The sequence below is a fragment of the Rhizobium sullae genome, assembly GCF_900169785.1.
Classification (GTDB): domain Bacteria; phylum Pseudomonadota; class Alphaproteobacteria; order Rhizobiales; family Rhizobiaceae; genus Rhizobium; species Rhizobium sullae.
This window is the reverse complement of record NZ_FWER01000068.1, coordinates 1-17,585: the sequence shown is the minus strand read 5'-3', so window position 1 is coordinate 17,585 and position 17,585 is coordinate 1. Positions and strand designations below refer to the sequence as shown.

At 62.6% G+C, this 17,585-nt stretch carries 18 protein-coding genes and 2 pseudogenes; 17 read left to right on the top strand and 3 right to left on the bottom strand.

Annotated features, from left to right (window positions below; all coding sequences use genetic code 11):
* The first annotated feature begins 9 nt into the window (after nt 1-9).
* Together BN1800_RS34790 and BN1800_RS43530 are read left to right on the top strand one after the other, a co-directional pair.
* A complete protein-coding gene (locus BN1800_RS34790; RefSeq protein ID WP_244564763.1) occupies nt 10-873 on the top strand; it encodes a Fic/DOC family protein in 864 nt (287 codons plus the stop codon).
* A 40-nt stretch (nt 874-913) separates the two neighbouring features.
* On the top strand, nt 914-1,048 hold the full coding sequence (locus tag BN1800_RS43530) for a hypothetical protein (RefSeq protein WP_280173987.1): 135 nt from the start codon (nt 914-916) through the stop codon (nt 1,046-1,048).
* On the opposite strand, the gene BN1800_RS34780 is transcribed toward BN1800_RS43530, so the two are convergent.
* Nucleotides 1,031-1,534: a cytochrome b gene (locus tag BN1800_RS34780; protein ID WP_087004753.1), complete on the bottom strand. Its 504-nt coding sequence runs from the start codon at nt 1,532-1,534 to the stop codon at nt 1,031-1,033. The two genes, BN1800_RS43530 and BN1800_RS34780, sit on opposite strands and share 18 nt — an antisense overlap.
* 154 nt (nt 1,535-1,688) lie before the next feature.
* Here BN1800_RS34780 and BN1800_RS34775 point away from each other — a divergent pair, with 154 nt between their 5' ends.
* The 4 genes and pseudogenes from BN1800_RS34775 to BN1800_RS44235 all read left to right on the top strand — a co-directional run.
* Entirely contained in the window at nt 1,689-2,021 is a 333-nt protein-coding gene (locus BN1800_RS34775; protein ID WP_087004750.1) for a hypothetical protein, read from the top strand.
* A gap of 37 nt (nt 2,022-2,058) precedes the next feature.
* Nucleotides 2,059-2,493, top strand: a complete 435-nt coding sequence (gene copM / locus BN1800_RS34770; protein WP_087004748.1) for a CopM family metallochaperone — start codon at nt 2,059-2,061, stop codon at nt 2,491-2,493.
* A gap of 11 nt (nt 2,494-2,504) precedes the next feature.
* Nucleotides 2,505-2,837, top strand: a complete 333-nt coding sequence (locus BN1800_RS34765) for a four-helix bundle copper-binding protein (RefSeq protein ID WP_087004745.1) — start codon at nt 2,505-2,507, stop codon at nt 2,835-2,837.
* 155 nt (nt 2,838-2,992) lie between these two features.
* A pseudogene (locus tag BN1800_RS44235) lies at nt 2,993-3,100 on the top strand (cytochrome C); the annotation flags it as partial.
* A gap of 192 nt (nt 3,101-3,292) precedes the next feature.
* Here the strand turns inward: BN1800_RS44235 and BN1800_RS34755 are convergent.
* Nucleotides 3,293-3,496: a heavy-metal-associated domain-containing protein gene (locus BN1800_RS34755; protein WP_087004742.1), complete on the bottom strand. Its 204-nt coding sequence runs from the start codon at nt 3,494-3,496 to the stop codon at nt 3,293-3,295.
* Nucleotides 3,497-3,887: 391 nt separating this feature from the next.
* Here BN1800_RS34755 and BN1800_RS34745 point away from each other — a divergent pair, with 391 nt between their 5' ends.
* From BN1800_RS34745 to BN1800_RS34695, 11 genes are all read left to right on the top strand, one after another.
* Complete coding sequence (locus tag BN1800_RS34745) at nt 3,888-4,307, top strand: hypothetical protein (protein WP_087004736.1); 420 nt, start codon at nt 3,888-3,890, stop codon at nt 4,305-4,307.
* A gap of 79 nt (nt 4,308-4,386) precedes the next feature.
* Nucleotides 4,387-5,850, top strand: coding sequence for a multicopper oxidase family protein (locus BN1800_RS34740; RefSeq protein ID WP_087004733.1), 1,464 nt, complete (start codon nt 4,387-4,389; stop codon nt 5,848-5,850).
* Between the two features lie 21 nt (nt 5,851-5,871).
* The gene (locus tag BN1800_RS34735; RefSeq protein WP_087004730.1) at nt 5,872-7,023 is read left to right on the top strand and encodes a YncE family protein; all 1,152 of its coding nucleotides are present in this window, start codon (nt 5,872-5,874) and stop codon (nt 7,021-7,023) included.
* A 37-nt stretch (nt 7,024-7,060) separates the two neighbouring features.
* The gene (locus BN1800_RS34730; protein ID WP_087004728.1) at nt 7,061-7,711 is read left to right on the top strand and encodes a Spy/CpxP family protein refolding chaperone; all 651 of its coding nucleotides are present in this window, start codon (nt 7,061-7,063) and stop codon (nt 7,709-7,711) included.
* Between the two features lie 74 nt (nt 7,712-7,785).
* Nucleotides 7,786-10,176, top strand: a complete 2,391-nt coding sequence (locus BN1800_RS34725; protein WP_087004725.1) for a heavy metal translocating P-type ATPase — start codon at nt 7,786-7,788, stop codon at nt 10,174-10,176.
* Nucleotides 10,173-11,408 (top strand): MFS transporter, encoded by a 1,236-nt coding sequence (locus tag BN1800_RS34720; RefSeq protein WP_087004722.1) that lies wholly within the window; start codon nt 10,173-10,175, stop codon nt 11,406-11,408. Before BN1800_RS34725 ends, BN1800_RS34720 begins: the two co-directional genes overlap by 4 nt.
* Nucleotides 11,409-11,420: 12 nt before the next feature.
* Complete coding sequence (locus tag BN1800_RS34715) at nt 11,421-11,681, top strand: DUF2933 domain-containing protein (protein ID WP_425299093.1); 261 nt, start codon at nt 11,421-11,423, stop codon at nt 11,679-11,681.
* Nucleotides 11,678-12,364, top strand: coding sequence for a methyltransferase family protein (locus BN1800_RS34710; RefSeq protein ID WP_087004718.1), 687 nt, complete (start codon nt 11,678-11,680; stop codon nt 12,362-12,364). The genes BN1800_RS34715 and BN1800_RS34710 overlap by 4 nt, the downstream gene beginning before the upstream one ends.
* Nucleotides 12,361-13,068, top strand: a complete 708-nt coding sequence (locus BN1800_RS34705; protein ID WP_087004715.1) for an ABC transporter ATP-binding protein — start codon at nt 12,361-12,363, stop codon at nt 13,066-13,068. Before BN1800_RS34710 ends, BN1800_RS34705 begins: the two co-directional genes overlap by 4 nt.
* 3 nt (nt 13,069-13,071) lie before the next feature.
* Nucleotides 13,072-15,432: an ABC transporter permease gene (locus tag BN1800_RS34700; RefSeq protein WP_087004712.1), complete on the top strand. Its 2,361-nt coding sequence runs from the start codon at nt 13,072-13,074 to the stop codon at nt 15,430-15,432.
* Nucleotides 15,433-15,450: 18 nt separating this feature from the next.
* Complete coding sequence (locus tag BN1800_RS34695) at nt 15,451-16,653, top strand: efflux RND transporter periplasmic adaptor subunit (protein ID WP_244564762.1); 1,203 nt, start codon at nt 15,451-15,453, stop codon at nt 16,651-16,653.
* Nucleotides 16,654-17,084: 431 nt separating this feature from the next.
* On the opposite strand, the pseudogene BN1800_RS34690 reads toward BN1800_RS34695, so the two are convergent.
* Nucleotides 17,085-17,264, bottom strand: a pseudogene (locus tag BN1800_RS34690) (IS110 family transposase); the annotation flags it as partial.
* Nucleotides 17,265-17,585 lie beyond the last annotated feature (321 nt).

The window sequence follows — 17,585 nt, the reverse complement described above, 5'->3', positions numbered from 1 at the left end:
AACCAGGCCATGTCCGACGATCCCGATCGGATCGACGTGCTGCGCAACAAGTTCAGCATCCAGTCGAACTCGGAGCTGCGCACGGAGGAATATCGCGCGACGGCCTTTCGCATGGCGGAAATCGCGGAAGGCGACGGGCCGCGGGGCAATTTCGACAAGGAACATTTGAAGGCCATTCACGGCTATATTTTTCAGGACGTTTACGAGTGGGCCGGTCACACGCGCAACGAAAGCCCGATCGTTGACGGCGCCCGGGTCGAGCCGATCGGCGGGCTCGCCAAGGGCGGAAGCTCTTTCCTGCACGGCTCTCGGATCGAGTTCGGACTGGACGAGGCTTTGAAGCCGATCCGCGATCCCGAGATTCTTCGCGGTTCCACGCCCGAGCAATTCGCGGAGCGCGCGGGCCAGGTGTTGGCCGAGCACAATTACGTGCATCCGTTTCGAGAAGGCAACGGTCGCGCTCAGGAAGCGTTCATTGTGGAGCTGGGCCGCCACTACGGTCATGACGTCGATTTCACCATCATCAGCAAGCCGCGAATAATCGAGGCGTCGATCGAGACCACGAACGACCCGTCCAGCCCGGCGATGAAGCATGTCATGGAGGACGCTGCCAATCCGAACCGGCAAGACGCGCTTCGCGCTGCGTTTGCCGATCTGGAACAGTGTGGCGAGAAGCCGTTTGAACACAATATCCGCACGGCGCGTCCGGGCGAAGAAATCACCGGCCAGGTTCTCGGGCATGACAATCGTGTCGCCAGCATCGTAACGGATGAGCGGATCGTTGCGGTCGATCGCGCCGACTTGCCCGAGCACAGGGCCGGCGCTGGTTTCCAGTCGGCGAGGAGGCATTCAACGTTCGTCCCGCTGGTATAGGAAATATGGCAAGTGGACGCTGCTCCTATCCGGGATGCCGGTGTTCGGAGAGGCTCTCACGGTTGTCGCCGGCGTTCTCAGGGAGCCGCTGCTTCCGTTCACGATCCTGGTGTTCGTCGCCAAGACGGGCCGCTACGTCGTGTTGACGCTCGCCACTTTACAGATTTTCGGCTGACCACTTCCGGCGCGGAAACACCATCCGGTCGATCGTCTCGTCACGAGCGACGAGCGTGTGCCAGGCCGTGGCGGCGAGATGTAGCGCGACCATCGCCAGAATGATTCTCGACCCGATGACGTGATATGGCGCGATCCCGAACCAGACGTAGCTCGCGACGAATCCCATGCCGGCCTGTCCGATGATCGCGGCGTAGAAGGCGTGGTGAAGAGCCTTTGCGACCCGCTCGGTCCATGAGCCGGGCGCGCCGGTTTCGGGCGGTTGAAGTACACGAAGAACCAGCCGTATGCCCATCAGCAGGCCGATCGCGATTCCTGTGTAGTTGTGGAGGTAGTGCTGGACGACGTCCCAGTACGACGGCGTCATGCCCATGTGGATGGCGTGGTGGGTTCTCCCGATGCTGCCACCCGTCAGAAACTGGGCCGGCACCATGAAGGCAACCAGCCAGTGCAATCCTAACTGGGTCAGCGAGTAGCCACCTTTCATCGATCCTCTCCGAGCGAAAGGCGCAGACTAATCTGGTGCGGTTAACGCTTCCTCAGCGGTCCGTTGCCAAAACGTCCGGCCGCCACAGATCATCGGGGTACTTGGAACATTTCTGCTGCCGCACGATTTTGCGGCGGAAGGGAAAACCAGCCGAATGAGACTCGAGAGCAAATTCCGCTACGCGCAGGTCTTCGTCGTCGCCCTACTGGTGGCAGCGAATCCTTTTGGCATGGCCGGTGCGTCGACCGTCCTTCAAGGCGAGCACTGTGCCGTAGCTGCGGAGCATCGTCGCCATGCTGGGGATCCGTGCGGGCAGCAGTCGGCGTACTGTTCGACGACGCACTGCTGCTGTCCGATCCTTCCGGAACTCGCCGCGGTCGCGGCTCCGCGCCTCGAACCGGGACCGCATGAAAGGATGCCGTCCGTCTACCGGCCGCTGCTGTTGATCCGCGCGATCGATCCACCCCCCCGATCTCCGACAGGCTGAAGCAGACCAACCTCAACCAGATTTCGGAGATCGAAACATGAAGACGTTCACCAACCTTGCCCTGTGCGCGGCGGCAGCCGCTGGCTCCTTCGCAATCCTTCCGTCGGCCACTTCCGCCCAGTCGACGATGGCGTACCCGGAGAAATGCAAGTCGGAAGGCATGGACATGTCGAAGATGGGCATGTCTTCGGGCGGCATGCAGATGGGCGAAATGACCGACTATCAGAAGGCGTCGATGGACGGCATGAAGGACATGAACATGAACATGATGCAAGGAATGATGAAGAAGGACGCCGACGTCTCCTTCGTCTGCGGCATGATCGCCCACCACATGGGCGCGATCAGCATGTCGGAGGTCGAACTCAAGTACGGCGACAACGAGGAGGCCAAACAGATGGCGCAGAAGATCATCGCAGCCCAAAAGAAGGAAATCGAAGAGATGTCCAAGTGGGTGGACAAGGAAGTCAAGTAGGTGATTGTGCCATGCATCATATGTCGACTGAAATGAAGACCTGCATCGACAACTGCCTCGCCTGCTACAGCGAGTGCCTGTCGATGGCCATGGGTCATTGCCTGGAACTGGGCGGCGAGCACACCAAGCCTCCGCACTTCAAGCTGATGATGGCTTGCGCGGAGATCTGCCGGACCTCGGCGCACTTCATGCTGATCGGCTCGGAGCACCACAAGCATGTTTGCCGGGAATGCGCCGAAATCTGCAGCCAGTGCGCCAAGGACTGCGAACGGGTCGGCGACATGCAAAGCTGCGTCGACGCCTGCCGCCGTTGCGCCGATAGCTGCCGGAAGATGGCCGCGTGACGGGGGAGTGCATCCGCCCTCTTGCTGCCCAGATAAAGACGGATATTCGGTGAAGCAACGGATATCCGTAGCAGATGGCAGGCTGCCGGATTCAGAATGCAACTTGATGAGAGAGACCACTTACAAGTTCGGACTCCTTCATGGGAGTGGTCCTCATGACTGCCGTTCCGTCGCCCGCCGCAGAGGACGTAGTCACCGTGCGACGGGCGGACATGAAAGCCATGGCCGCGGCGGCGAAGACGATGTCCGGCATCGATGCGGACTCGCTTCAGTGCGCACCTTGCTCAGAGGCCGCGGACGCCGGACTTCGCATTGATCGCGAGTACCTGCGTCCTCGGTAGGTTTCGCAAACTCGTCGGCAGTCGGGTCGATCACCGTTATGGCAATGCTCGAGTGTGCGGTCATGGTCTGGATCGCCGCCGCCGTGCGCCCGCATTGGCGGGCGGAGGGGGACGTCAACGCTCGGTGTACGATACAGGATATCCCGCGTCCTCGATAGCATGGGCGATGACGGCGGGATCGACCGCGGTTTCCACCGTAGCTTTCCTGGAGGCGAGGTTGACAGTGGTAATCGCCTTCGGATCGGCTGTCTTGACGGCCTTTTCGACGGTCCCCTTGCAGTGTCCGCAGGTCATGTTTGGAATGTCGAATTCATACATCTATGATCTCCTTTCGAGGCTCTGAGGACGATGTGGGGATTCCAACGATGGGAAGGTCAAGGGCTTCGTGGCGAAAATATCACCATCCCGAGCGCCGAGGTGACATGCGGCGGCTGGCACGATGCGGTCCTGCTGTCGATGACTGCTGTTGCCGGCAGGCGGCTCATCTCATGTGCTGATATTCGAAACTGGCGTGAGTTGGTCCCCTGTGTCGGCGTGATCCTCGCCGACCTTATCGCGACGCCTGACATCCGCAGCGTGCGGACATGAGGGCGATCGGTATTTCACAACGAAACCGCCTGAGTTTGACCTAGGACAATTTCGGTCGTGAGCATCTCGGCTATCGTACTGCCAAGAAGTACTTTCATGCTTGGGCAAAAGGATCAGATCTTTGGACCGTAAAGCCATCCAGTTGCGGGTCAGCCGCTCATGGAGAGGATCGTCGGCAATCGGCGCGCCCCGCTGGCTTGTACTGTTCATCGCCGTTCTGATGGCGGCGTCCCCGATCGTTTTTGGAGAAGGCCACGCCCGCGCATCTGTCTTGGATGAAGCCCGTTTTGTGGTCGAATACCATGTTGATGCCGTGACGGAGCATACTCATAAGGCACCGTGCAACGACAAGGGTCAGGCGCATCAGAACGGAAGTTGCTGCGTCTCGGCTTCAAGCTGTCTTCATTGCGCACCCGTACCCACGCAGACCATCGTAGGCTTCTCGCATCGTGAACCTGTCGCGCCTGCCCCGCCGGTCATGTCGTTGCCGGGTGAAGCATCGATGGAGTTGCGTCCTCCCAAGCTCATCGTGATCGCCTGAGCGCACGCGGCCTTCATGGTTCGTGCGCTCCGCTATCGGCCGATCCGGCCTTTCGAGTCACGAACATGAGAGCTTTGACATGCATCAGATTTCCCGCCGCCAGTTTCTGGCATCGACCGCGGCTGCCGGCATCGCTGGCACGGTCTCGTCACTGACCGGCTTTCCCGGCATCGCGCGAGCGGCGACTCCAACACTCCTTCGCGCCGAAACCCGCGTCATCGAGGTCGCGGGCCGGGCCGCCACTGTCTTCGGCCTTTTCCAGAAGGACGGAACCCACGGTCTTGTGGCGGAAGCCGGCAAGGGTTTCAACGTCCGTCTGGAGAATGTGCTCGACGCGCCGACGCTCGTCCACTGGCACGGCCTGACACCCCCTTTCGGACAGGACGGGGTGCCGGACCTGCCGCAGCCGCTCCTGCAGCCCGGCGAGGCCTATGACTATGGCTTCCCGCTTGAAACCCCCGGCACCCACTGGATGCACGCCCATACGCTGCAGGAGCAGCAGCTTCTGGCAGCGCCGCTGATCGTTTCCGACCCCGCTGAGGCTCGCCTTGACGAGCAGCCCGTCGTGGCGCTCTTCCACGATTTCAGCTTTAAGACGCCGGAGGAATTGCTTGCCGGACTGACAGGGGCGTCGACGGCTGCGATGTCCGGCCACGCGATGAGCGGCATGAGCCACGACATGAACAACATAAGCGGCATGGAGCAAGGGGCTGTCATCCATGGGCGCTCTGCCATGGACATCAACGACATCGAGTACGACGCCTATCTGGCGAACGATCGCACCCTCGACGATCCGCAGGTGTTCCCCGTCGAAAAGAATGGAACCGTCAGGCTGCGCCTGATCAACGGGGCGACCGCCACGGCTTTTTGGATCGATACTGGATCGCTCGAAGGCGAGGCGGTTGCGGTCGACGGCAACCCGGTTGTCGCGGTCCGCGGTCGCCGCTTCGCGCTCGGCATGGGGCAACGCCTCGATATCCGGATTCGTCTTCCGCGGGGGGAGGGTGCATGGCCGGTGCTGGCGCTGCGCGAAGGCGGCGTCGAGCGCACCGGCTTCTTCCTCGCAACCAAGGGCGGTGAGGTGAAACGCATTTCCTCGGAGGGAGACAAGGCAGAGGGGGCGCTCGACCTTGCGCTGGAGTCCGGTCTGCGCGCGGTCAAACCTCTTGCCGAACGGGCGGCAAACGTGAGTGAGCCGGCCATCATCGGCGGCGACATGGAAAAATACGCCTGGACCATCAACGGCAGGACTTTCGGCAGCCACCGGCCGATTCCGGTGCGTAAAGGCGATCGCGTCGAACTGGCCATCCGTAACGACAGCATGATGGCCCATCCGATGCACCTGCATGGCCATCACTTCCAGGTTGTCGGGATCGACGGACGCCGTTTTTCGGGAGCGGTTCGCGACACTGTGTGGGTGCCGCCGCAGCGTGAGGTTACGGTTGCGTTCGACGCATCCAATCCGGGGACATGGGCCTTCCATTGCCACCATCTCTACCACATGGCGACCGGCATGATGACCGTCGTCCAGTATGCCGCCTGAGCAGGCCGAGGAGAAGAAGACATGAGAACCAATCTTAAGAGCAAAGCTACCGCTATTGCCATACCGGTCCTTACTGGCCGGGTACAGGCGACCCGGCGCCTGACGCTGCTTGCGCTGGCGGCAGCCGCGGGATTTGCCGCCGCCATTTCTTTCGCCCCTCGGGCGCACGCCCAACCGGTCGCCGCGGGCTTCGTCTACACCGCCGACGAGCATGGCGGTTCCGTCAGCCGGATCGCACTGGATGGTGGCAGGGTCGACGTCGTGCCGGTCCCAATCATGCCGCACAACGTCCAGTTCGTACCCGGCAAAGGCCGCTTGCTGGCCGTTGGGATGCCAATGTCCGGCAGCATGGAAGACGGGCACGGCGACGGCGGTCACGGCAAGGCGGAGGCCGAACCGAAGGGCAGGCTGATCGTCCTCGACGCGGCCAAGCTTGCTTCCGGTCCCGTCACCTCCATCGAGGTCGGCGCGCATCCGGCTCACGTCATTGCGGACGCGCAAGGCAAGCGCGCGTTCGTATCCAATGCGGAGGAAAATACGGTCTCGGTGGTCGATCTCGACACGGGCAAGACACTCGGGACGGCGGGCACCGGCGATTATCCGCATGGCTTGCGCATAAGCCCCGACGGGAAATCGATCTACGTCGCCAACGTCAAGGACGGCACGGTCTCGGTGATCGACACCGGAACGTTCGCCGAGGTGGCGCGGATCGCGGTCGGATTGACCCCAGTGCAGGTCGGATTCACCCCCGACGGCAGCCGCGCCTACGTGTCGCTTCGCGACGAGAACATGGTGGCGGTCATCGATACCTCCACGCGCAAGGTGATCGGGCGGGTCGAGGTCGGCCGTTCCCCGATCCAGGTTCACGCGACGCCCGACGGTCGTTCCATCTACGTTGCCAACCAGGGCACGGATGCCAATCCGGACGACGCCGTGTCGGTCATCGATGTCGCGAGCGGCGCGGTCGCGAAAACGATCCGCACCGGGGCGGGGGCCCACGGTGTCACGGTAAGTGCCGACGGAGCATTCGTCTTCGTGAGCAACATCGTCGACGGAACCGTTTCGCAGATTTCCGTCGAGAGCCGCACGGTGGTTGGAACCCACAAGGTGGGAAAAGGCCCGAACGGCATCACCTTCGAAGCGCCGAGGGCGACATCTGCCAACGCCGGGTGAACCATCTGCCGAACTCGAACCGAGCGAGAACAAAGCCATGAGACGCTTAAACAGAACCATCCTTGCAGCAACGATGATCCTGATGCCTGCGGCGGGTTTCACCGCAGTTCCCCACCATCCGGCCGGGACGCCGGAAAATCCGGCCGCTGAATCGGCTTCGCCCGCACCCGCGCTGCAGACCAGCGCTGCCGGCGGTGGCATGATGGGTGGCGGCATGATGAACGAAGGCATGATGCGGATCATGATGGGCATGATGGGCGGGGGCGGCCAGCCGACGCCCGGCCCGATGGGACAGATGATGTCTCCCGAACATGTCGAGGGCCGTATCGCCTTTCTTCGCGCGGAACTCAAGGTGACAGACGCCCAGCAACGGCTGTGGCAGGCCGTGGCCGAGGCGCTGCGCGCCAATGCCGGTGTGACGAAAGAGATGATGTCCGGGGTGCCAGGCGGGATGATGGCAGACGGGATGACGCCGGCTGCGGATATGCAGGGCGGCATGATGCCTTCCGAGGCTATGCCGGCAACGCCGCTCCAGAGGATCGAGCTTCGGGAGAAAATGCTCGCGGCAAGGCTTGATAGCCTCGGCAGGCTGAAAACCGTGCAGGAGCCCTTCTATGCATCGCTGGACGGCGCGCAGAAGGCCGTCGCCGGCAAGCTGCTCGTGCCCGCTCCGATGGGCATGATGTGACGTCCTGCGATCCCGGCGGTAGGCCGCCGGGATCGCTCCAACTTCCAAATTCGGTAACCACAAGGAACGGGACGATGCAGAAAACCACGGTCAATGTCGGCGGGCTTGCCAGCATCCTCGACCCTATCGGTGTTGAGCGGAAGCTTCGGCAGCTTGCGGGCATGGCCGCCGCCGACGTCAGCTTCGTCTCGGGCACCGCGACGGTAACCTATGACGAGACCCGAACGAACGTCTCCGCCATTCTGGCAGCCATTTCCGAGTGTGGCTTTCACTGCCGCGGCGAAGTCGTGCCACGCCATGTCTGCGAGCCGGGTTCGACCACGGTGGAGCCTACAAATCCGCACGCGCCGGCTGCCCGTCATGACAGCGCGGTTCATGCTAAAATGCCCCAAGTCGGTCCCGCACATGACGAGATGGCACATGAGATGGGCCACGGACCGGCAATGGATATGCAGGCGATGGCGCGCGACATGCGCAACCGGTTCTGGGTCGCGCTGCTCTTCACGGTGCCGATATTCATCTATTCGCCGATGGGCGGAATGTTTACCCCGCCGGCGCCGCCGTTCGGGCTGGAGCTCGAACCGTGGCTGTTCTTTCTTGCCAGCGCCGCTGTCGTCTATCCGAGCTGGCCTTTCTTCGTTGCCGCATGGCGGGCGCTCAGGAACGGCGTGCTGAACATGGCGGTACTCGTCGTGCTGTCCGTCGGAACAGGCTACTTCTTCAGCGTCGGTTCGACGTTCTTCTTTCCAGGCGTGCAGTTTTATGAAGCTGTAGCAGTGCTGCTCGTCTTCATCCTGCTCGGCCATTGGCTCGAAATGCGGGCGCGCGCCGGCGCATCCGCTGCAATCCGCGCGCTGCTGGACCTCGCTCCGCCTATGGCGACCGTGCTGAGGGAAGGCAGGGAGGTCGAGGTTCCCACAGCGGACGTCCAGGTGAATGAGACGATCGTCATTCGGCCGGGCAACAAGATTCCTGTCGATGGGGAAGTGCTTGACGGCGAAACACTCGTCGACGAATCCATGCTGACAGGCGAATCCATGCCGGTGAAGAAGACGCCGGGCGATCAGGTCATCGGGGCGACCATCAACAAGAGCGGCAGCATCCGGTATCGGGCGACCAAGGTCGGCGCGGACACGGCGCTCGCGCAGATCGTCAAGTTGGTGCAGGAGGCGCAGAACTCCAAGGCTCCCGCCCAGCTCCTTGCCGACCGGGCTTCGCAATGGCTGGTCCTGATCGCGATCTTCATCGGGCTCGCGACTTTCGCCGTATGGTTCTGGTGGATAGGCGCGCCCTTGCTCTTTGCGCTGACACTGACGATCACTGTGTTCGTCATCGCCTGCCCGGACGCGCTGGGACTTGCGACCCCCATGGCCGTCATGGTCGGCACCGGCCTCGGCGCGATGAACGGCATCCTGTTCAAGAATGCGGCAGCGCTGGAAGACGCCACCAAGCTTGATGTGATCGTCTTCGACAAGACCGGCACCTTGACGATGGGCCAGCCGCGGGTGGTGGATGTCCTGGCCGCCGAAGGCCACTCGCCTGAAGACGTGCTGCGGGTGGCCGCAGCGGTCGAGCGTGGATCCGACCATCCACTTGCCGTGGCGATCGTGGAACGAGCCGCCGGAATTGACGTTCCCGAGATGCGTGCCTTTCTCAATCTGGAGGGAAGGGGCGCCCGTGCGGAGATAGAAGGCGAGACGATATTCCTCGGCAACCGCCGGCTGATGGACGAAGAAAAGATCGATCTCGGCGCTCTCGCCAAGGAGGCGGACCGCCTGAAGGGCGCGGGGCGCACAGTCGTGCATGTCGCACGCGGAGCAAGAATCCTCGGTCTCATCGCCATCGCCGATGCGCCGCGCCCGAGCGCCAGGGCAACGGTCGCCAGACTCCGCGAACGGGGTGTCCAGGTTGCGATGCTGACCGGCGACAATGAAGGCACGGCAAAGCGTATCGCGGCCGAACTCGGAATAGACATGGTCCTCGCCGACGTGCTGCCGGGTCAGAAGGCGGCGAAGATCAAGGATCTGCAAGCCGATGGCAAACGGGTCGGCATGGTCGGCGACGGCGTCAATGATGCGCCTGCGCTCACCCAGGCGGACGTCGGCTTCGCCATCGGGGCCGGAACCGACGTCGCCATGGAAAGCGCCGACGTTGTGCTGATGAAAAGCGATCCGTATGACGTGGTCGGCGCAATCGAGCTATCGCGCGCGACGTTGCGCAAGATGCACCAGAACCTCTTCTGGGCGGTCGCATACAATGTCGTCGCCTTCCCGATGGCCGCCGGTGTGTTCTACCCCCTGCTGGTCAGCCCCGAGGTGGCGGCTCTGGCCATGTCGGGAAGTTCCGCGCTCGTCGCCGTGAACGCCCTCTTGTTGAAACGGACACGTCTTGAAGGGATCGGCTCGGGCGCCGCCGTATCGGCCCCGTCCGTCGATGCCGCTCAAGCGGAGGTGATCGCACCATGAGCGAACAAGCTACTATCGGTTTGAGCCGCCGCGCGACCGCGGCGCTCCTGTTCGCCGTCTTCACCGCGGCAGTCGGATATGGAGTCGTGTTGCCGGTCCTCCCACATGTGGTGGAAGGCCTTTCGTCGTCGGCTTCCGCGGGCAGCATCGGCTGGCATACCGGCTTCCTGGCCGCCGTTTATGCCGGCGCACCGCTTCTGTTCGCGCCGTTCTGGGGCTGGTTGTCGGATTGCTACGGGAGACGCCCGGTTCTTCTCGCTGGCCTTGTCGGCTTCGGCGCAACATTGGCAGTGACAGCGTTCGCTTCGAGTTTGCTATGGCTCTATGCCGGCCGGTTCCTGAACGGCGCCTTTACCGCCGCAATCCTGCCCGCAGCCCAGGCCTTCGTAGGCGACAGGGCGGTCTCCGATGCATGGCGCGCACGGCGCTTTGCCTGGTTGGGTATGGCCAGCATCGCCGGGTTCTTTATCGGACCAATGCTTGGCGGCATCGTGTTCCAGGCGGGCAGTACAATTTCCGGCAGCATGCCAGCGGCGCAGTTTCTGGCGCTGCCGTTCCTGTTCTCGGCCGGCCTGGCCTTCATAAGTGCCGTCGGCATTGCCGGACTCGATCAGGGTTCCGCACCGCTCGCGCCGCCGCCCGATCGGGTAACGAAAGATTGGCATCGCGCCACTGTTGCGCATCTCCTTGTATTGGCGGGCTTCGTCGCGATGGGAACCACTGCTTTCGAGGTGGGTCTGGCTCTTCGCGGCCGCGCCCTTGGCATGACGCCATACCAGGTAGGGATCATGTTTGCCGAGTGCAGCCTGGTCATGTTTGCCGTCCAGGCGCTGGTGTTTTCACCCCTCATGATGCCCTCGTCGACCGCGAAGCTGATCCTGCCCGCCTTCGCGATCATGGGGGCAGGGCTGCTTCTCGTGGCCTATGCCGAGGCCTTTGCGGCACAGTTGATCGCGGTCGGCGCGGTCGCCGCAGGTGCCGGCGTGCTGATCCCCGTCTTGACCTATTGGATCTCGCTGGGCGCCGGCGACGCCCAGGGCGCGGAGCTCGGGCGGAAGGCTGCGGTGGAGAGCTTCGGGCAGGCGCTGGGTTCTGCCGGCGTGGGATACATCGCTGGGGCCGGCGCCGCGCCGTCTCTGGAATTCCTGCTTCCGGCCGGGCTCGTCCTGACCGCTGCAGCCGCCAGTCTCAACCTTGCGCGGCGCCTCTCGGCCCGCGTGATTGTCGAATAGGAGGAGAGTCTCATGTCGATGCATCACCATCACGACGACCAAAACCGCCAAGAGGAACCACGAGGGCCGTTTCTGGCGTCGCGGGCGGGGCTGGTCTTTCTCGGATTTCTGGCGGTAGGGACGCTCCTCCTGTTCACCGAGCATCGCGCCCACGTTCTAGGAGCAGTGTTCTGGCTGCTGCCGCTCGCCTGTGTGTTCATGCACATGTTCATGCATGGCGGACACGGCGGGCATGGGAGCCACGGCAAACGCAATGAAAGGAAGCCGTCATGAGTACCGATATGCCAGCCTACGGACTATGGAGCCTCGTGATCGTCAATTCGATCATCTTCATCCTGTTCGCTTACAGCTTCTTCAAGCCACAGACGAGCCGCGACTGGCGCTCGTTCGGAGCCTTCAGCGCGTTTCTCGTTGCATTGTTCACCGAGATGTACGGCTTTCCGCTGACGATCTATTTCCTGTCGGGCTGGCTCCAGTCCCGCTATCCGGGGATCGACTGGTTCTCGCATGATGCCGGACACCTTCTCGAGATGATGTTCGGCTGGAAGGTGAACCCGCACTTCGGGCCGTTCCATGTCCTGAGCTTCATCCTGATTGGCGGTGGATTTTGGATGATCGCCGCCGCCTGGAGAGTGCTTTTCGACGCCCAGCAGCAGCGGAAACTGGCCAAGACCGGCCCGTACAGCTACGTGCGTCACCCGCAATATGCCGGCTTTATTCTGGTCATGCTTGGATTCCTCGTGCAGTGGCCGACGCTTCTGACGCTGGCAATGTTTCCGGTGCTGGTCATCATGTACGTGAAACTGGCGCGGTCTGAAGAACGCGAGGCACTAGCCGCGTTCGGCGACGCCTATCGGTCATATATGTCCGAGGTGCCGGGGTTCATTCCGCGATGGGGTCGCTTCTTCGGACCCCGCCCGGCCTCCGACCACAACAGCGGCAGGCGACGGCCATGAACGGCGCCGTCTTCACCGCAAGAGCCCTGACTAAAACCTATGTCTCCGGCGAGACCGAGGTGCGCGCGCTTCGTGGCGTGGATCTCGAGATCGCCGCTGGGGAGGTAGTTGTGTTGCTTGGCCCGTCGGGAAGTGGAAAGTCGACGCTTCTCAACATCATGGGCGGCCTCGATCAGGCCACGAGCGGCCAGTTGTTCTTCGGCGAGCAGGAACTGACCAGCCTCGACGATAAGGAACTGACGGCCTACCGGCGCCAACATGTCGGTTTCGTGTTCCAGTTCTATAACTTGATGCCCAGCCTTACGGCCTCCGAGAATGTCCTGCTCGTCACCGAAATCTCCGATGATCCGATGCGTCCCGACGAAGCTCTCGCACTTGTCGGGCTCGAAGAAAGGATGCACCATTTCCCGGCGCAGTTATCGGGTGGCGAACAGCAGCGCGTTGCGATCGCACGCGCAATCGCCAAGCGTCCCGACGTGCTGCTTTGCGACGAGCCGACGGGAGCGCTGGATTCCAAGACCGGGATTCGGGTGATCGAGGCTCTCCTGAGCATCAACGCCCAGTTCGGAACCACGACGCTCATCATCACGCACAATGCCAGCATCCAGGACGTCGCAGACCGCGTGCTGTTTTTCACCGACGGTCAGATTTCCAACGTTCGCAAGAACGAGACACGACGGGCTGCCGCCGAACTCAACTGGTGACCCATGCGCGCGCTTGACATCAAGCTTCTTCGCGACTTTGGACGGCTTTGGGCCCAGGCGCTTGCCATCGCGCTCGTGGTTGCCGGCGGAGTGGCGACGCTCATTCTTGCGGTCGGCTCCTATCGTTCCCTCGACGAGACGCGCGCCGCATACTATGAACGCTATCGCTTCGGCGACGTCTTTGCCACGGCAAGACGCGCGCCCAGGGCGCTGATCGATCAGATCGCTGAGATTCCAGGCGTAGCCGCAGTCGATGCGCGCATCGCCAAGCTTGCCCTGCTCGAGATACCGAATTATTCGGAGCCAGCGACCGGACAGCTCATCTCGCTGCCTGAGATCGGCGAGCCCACGCTCGACAGGATCTACATGCGGGCGGGCCGCCTGCCGGAGCCGGAACGGGCCGAAGAGGTGGTGGTCAACGAGGCCTTTGCAAAGGCTCACGGCTTTGCACCCGGATCCCGTTTTTCGGCAATCCTGAACGGCCGGAAGCGAGAGCTACAGATTGTCGGCGTAGCGCTGTCTCCCGAATTCATCTACGCCGTCGGGCCTGGCGACATCATGCCGGATGATCGCCGTTTCGCCGTGATCTGGATGCCGGAAAAGGCGCTCGCCAACGCCTACGACCTTGATGATGCGTTTTCGTCCGTGGCGGTGAAACTTCTCCACGGCGCCGACGAGCGCGAGGTTATCACGCGTCTCGATGCGATGCTCGAACGCTATGGCGGCGGGGCGGCCTATGCCCGCAAGGACCAGACATCGCATGCATGGGTCGACCACGAACTCGACATGCTCAAAAGCATGAGCCGTACGCTGCCGCCGATTTTCCTCCTGGTATCGGCATTCCTGGTCAACTTGACGCTGAGCCGGCTCGTCGCGCTCGAACGCGAGCAGATCGGGCTCATGAAGGCGTTGGGATACCGCAACGCCGGTATCGTCACACACTACCTGAAATTCGTCATCCTGATCGTGATGTCAGGCCTCGTGATCGGAGGCGCGGCCGGTACATGGTTGGGCATGTACGTCACCGACCTGTTCGGGGGCCTGTTCTTCCATTTTCCATTTCTGGTGTTCGCCAGAAGCCCCGATCTCTACGTGATCGCGGCCGCTCTTAGCCTCCTTGCTGCCGTCATCGGAGCTTTCCGTGCGCTGCGGGAGGTCGTGAGCCTGCCGCCGGCTGTGGCGATGCAGCCGCCGGCTCCGCCGCGCTTCCGGCGACTGCTGCCGCTTTCCAGCGCGAGGTTCGCCTCGCAGTCGACCATGATGATGCTGCGCAACATCACCCGCCATCCGGTCAGGGCGGCTATGACGATGCTCGGGATGGCGCTTGCGACCGCAATCCTTGTGGTCTCGCTGTTCATGCGGGATACGATGGAACAGCTCATCGACGTGACATACTTCCTTGCTGACCGTCAGGACGCCACCGTGAGTTTCGTGGAAAGGCGCCCGCAGGATGTCGTCATGCAGATTGCACGGCTTCCGGGCGTCCTCGCAGCGGAACCCTACCGCGAGGTGTCCGTCCGCATCAGGAACGGAAACGCCGAGCGCCGGATAGTGATCAGCGGCAGGCCACGCGACGCCGACCTCAACCGCATCATCGACATGGACTTGCGGCCTGTGGCGCTGCCGGAGGTGGGTCTGGCGATCTCGAGCATGCTTGCACAGATCCTCGACGTGGAGGTCGGCGATCCCGTCGAGGTCGATCTACTCGACGGCGCGCGGCGCACGGTCTCGCTTCCAGTGACGGCGCTGGTCGAGGATTATTTTGGCATAAGGGGCATGATGGACGCCGAGGCGCTGGCGCGCCTGATGCGGGAGGCTCCTGCCGTGAACAGCGTCAATGTCAGCCTGGATCAGAACACGCGCGAACTGTTTTACGGCGCCATTAAGACCCTGCCGGTCGTCAGCGGTCTGGCCTTGCAGCGGGTTTCGCTTGTCAATTTCCGGGAGCTGATAGGCATATTCATCACCACGATGGGAAGCATCTACACGGGCCTGGCAGCCGTCATCGCTTTCGGCGTCGTCTATAACAGTGCCCGAATCTCACTATCGGAGCGTGCGCGCGAACTGGCGAGCCTGCGGGTCCTCGGTTTCACCCGCGCCGAGGTGTTGCGCATCCTGCTTCTCGAGCTTGCCCTTCTGACCTTGATCGCGCAACCGCCTGGCTGGGGCATCGGCTACGGCCTTGCCTGGGTCATGAAGACCCAGCTCGCCGGCGAACTGATGCGCGTGCGCGGGACCGTCGCGCACTCCTCCTACATACTCGCCAGCGCGATCGTGATCGCGGCGGCTCTCCTCTCGGCGCTGGTCGTGCGCCGGCGGGTTTACCAGTTGGACCTTGTCAGCGTTCTGAAGACGAGAGATTGAACCATGGGCACAAGTCGGATGAAGCAAATTGTTGGGGTAGCAGCCTTAGGGGCACTGACCGCTGGGGCGGTGTGGTTCGCATGGCCGCAACCAATCGCGGTGGATATCGCGACGGTCGCGAAAGGTCCCATGGAGGTCACGGTCGAAGACGAGGCGAGGACGCGTGTGCGTCACATCTATACGGTGTCGGCGCCGATCGCGGGCAAGGTCCTGAGGATATCCCCGCCCCGCCATGTCGGCGATCACGTGACTGCGGACGAAACCGTCGTGGCGGTGATGCAGCCGACAGTGCCGAGTTTTCATGACGCCCGCACCCACGAGGAACTCCAGGCCGCTCTCGCGGCAGCCGACGCTGCCGTAACACTTGCCGAAGCCGAAATCCGCCGGATCGACGCGGCGCTCGGGTTTGCGCGCACCGATTTGCAAAGGGCCTCCGCGCTTGCCCAATCCGGGGCGGGATCACGGAAGGCTCTGGACCAGGCGGTGCTTGACGTCGAAACCAACGAAGCTGCATTGGCCAGCGCGAAGGCTGAGCTCGAAGTCCGGAGGAACGAGCGCGGCAGCGTCGCGGCGCGGCTCAGTGAACCGTCCGACGCTTCTTCGCAGTCGAGCCGCGGCTGCTGCATAAAACTCCGGACCCCGGTAACGGGCCGTGTCCTGAAGATCATCCAGGAAAGCGAAGGGGTCGTGCCGGCCGGCGCGCCATTGATCGAAATCGGCGATCCGCGCGATCTTGAGATCGTCGCGGATCTTCTGTCGACCGATGCGGTCAAGATCCAGCCCGGATCGTCCGTTGAGGTCGACGGATGGGGTGGACCGTCGGTCGAGGGGCGCGTCACCCGCGTCGATCCGGCGGGTTTCCTCAAGGTCTCCGCACTTGGTATCGAAGAACAGCGCGTGCGCACGACCATCGACTTCGTCGACCCTCCCGAAAAATGGTCATCGCTCGGCCATGACTACCGCGTGATCGTGCATGTCGAGACTTGGAAGGCCGAGGATGCCCTGACGGTGCCCGTCGCTGCCCTCTTCCGGAAGGGAGAGAACTGGGCGGTCTTTGCGGTCAGGGACGGACGCGCGCGTGCAGCCATTGTCGAAATCGGCCGGAGGAACAGCCGCGTGGCCGAGGTTCGGTCCGGCCTCGCCGCCGACGAACGTGTCGTGCTGCACCCCAGCGATCGGGTCAGGGACGGCGTGACAATCGCCGAGCGGGAAATCCGGTAGACCGCCTTTGATTGCGTGCTTTTGCTGTGGCTGTCGTGTGTTGTCCGGCAAGGCCTCGAAGGCGATTGCGCGTCAGGGATACCAAGCCGAGTGCCGCGCCGGCGTCGTTATCGAGGGCGCGCTCATGAAGACCGCCTGATCGGTTACCCAAACTGAATTCTGCAATCTTCCAGGACCCGATCAGTCCTGGCAGATCCAGGTGGACGAACCGAACTTTTGTTTGGCTTGAAATGCCGTCTCGTAGAATGGTTTCGTTCTCCTGAGCCCTCGCCCGCCGCAAGCAGGATGTTGGTGCAGCCGTCCCGTGCGGCGACCGTATATAAGTTGGATCTGGCTCGGATAAACGAGCCGCGTCATGCAATCGGGCTCAGACCATGGATTCCCCAACGACCGCCGGAAAGCAAAAAATGTCACCCTGACGACAGTTCCGCATAGTGAAGCTTCGCTCCACGCTTGGAAAGCTTGGCGACCATCGACGCCACCGACGTCGGCTCCGACGAGATGTCGCCGAAAAACCGCACCTCGCCGTTGCGCACCCCGTCCGCAACCGCCACTGAAATCTTCAGCTTCGACGTATCCAAGCCGATGAAAAATACGCTATTCTCTTTCATGGTTCGCCCTCGCTAAGCTTGGGGCTCGGCTCCGGCCTATCCAGAGCAACCCCCGAATTCAGCTCACCGCGGGGGCGGGCCACCTGCACCTCACGAACATACGGTCTAAGCGGTCGGGATGACTATTGCACGACGAAGATTTTGGCCTGATTGCGCCCGACCTCAGCCCTTGGATGAGGTCCTTGGGGCGACGGCTGTCGATCCGGCGGCGAGCGAGCTGGGCAGGCAGCTGATTGCGCTGGGGCGCGAGCTCGGCGTTGCGGCGGAGGGGGAGACGGAATGACGCGCAAGCAGAAGCGTCTGGCGGTGATCGGCGGCGGC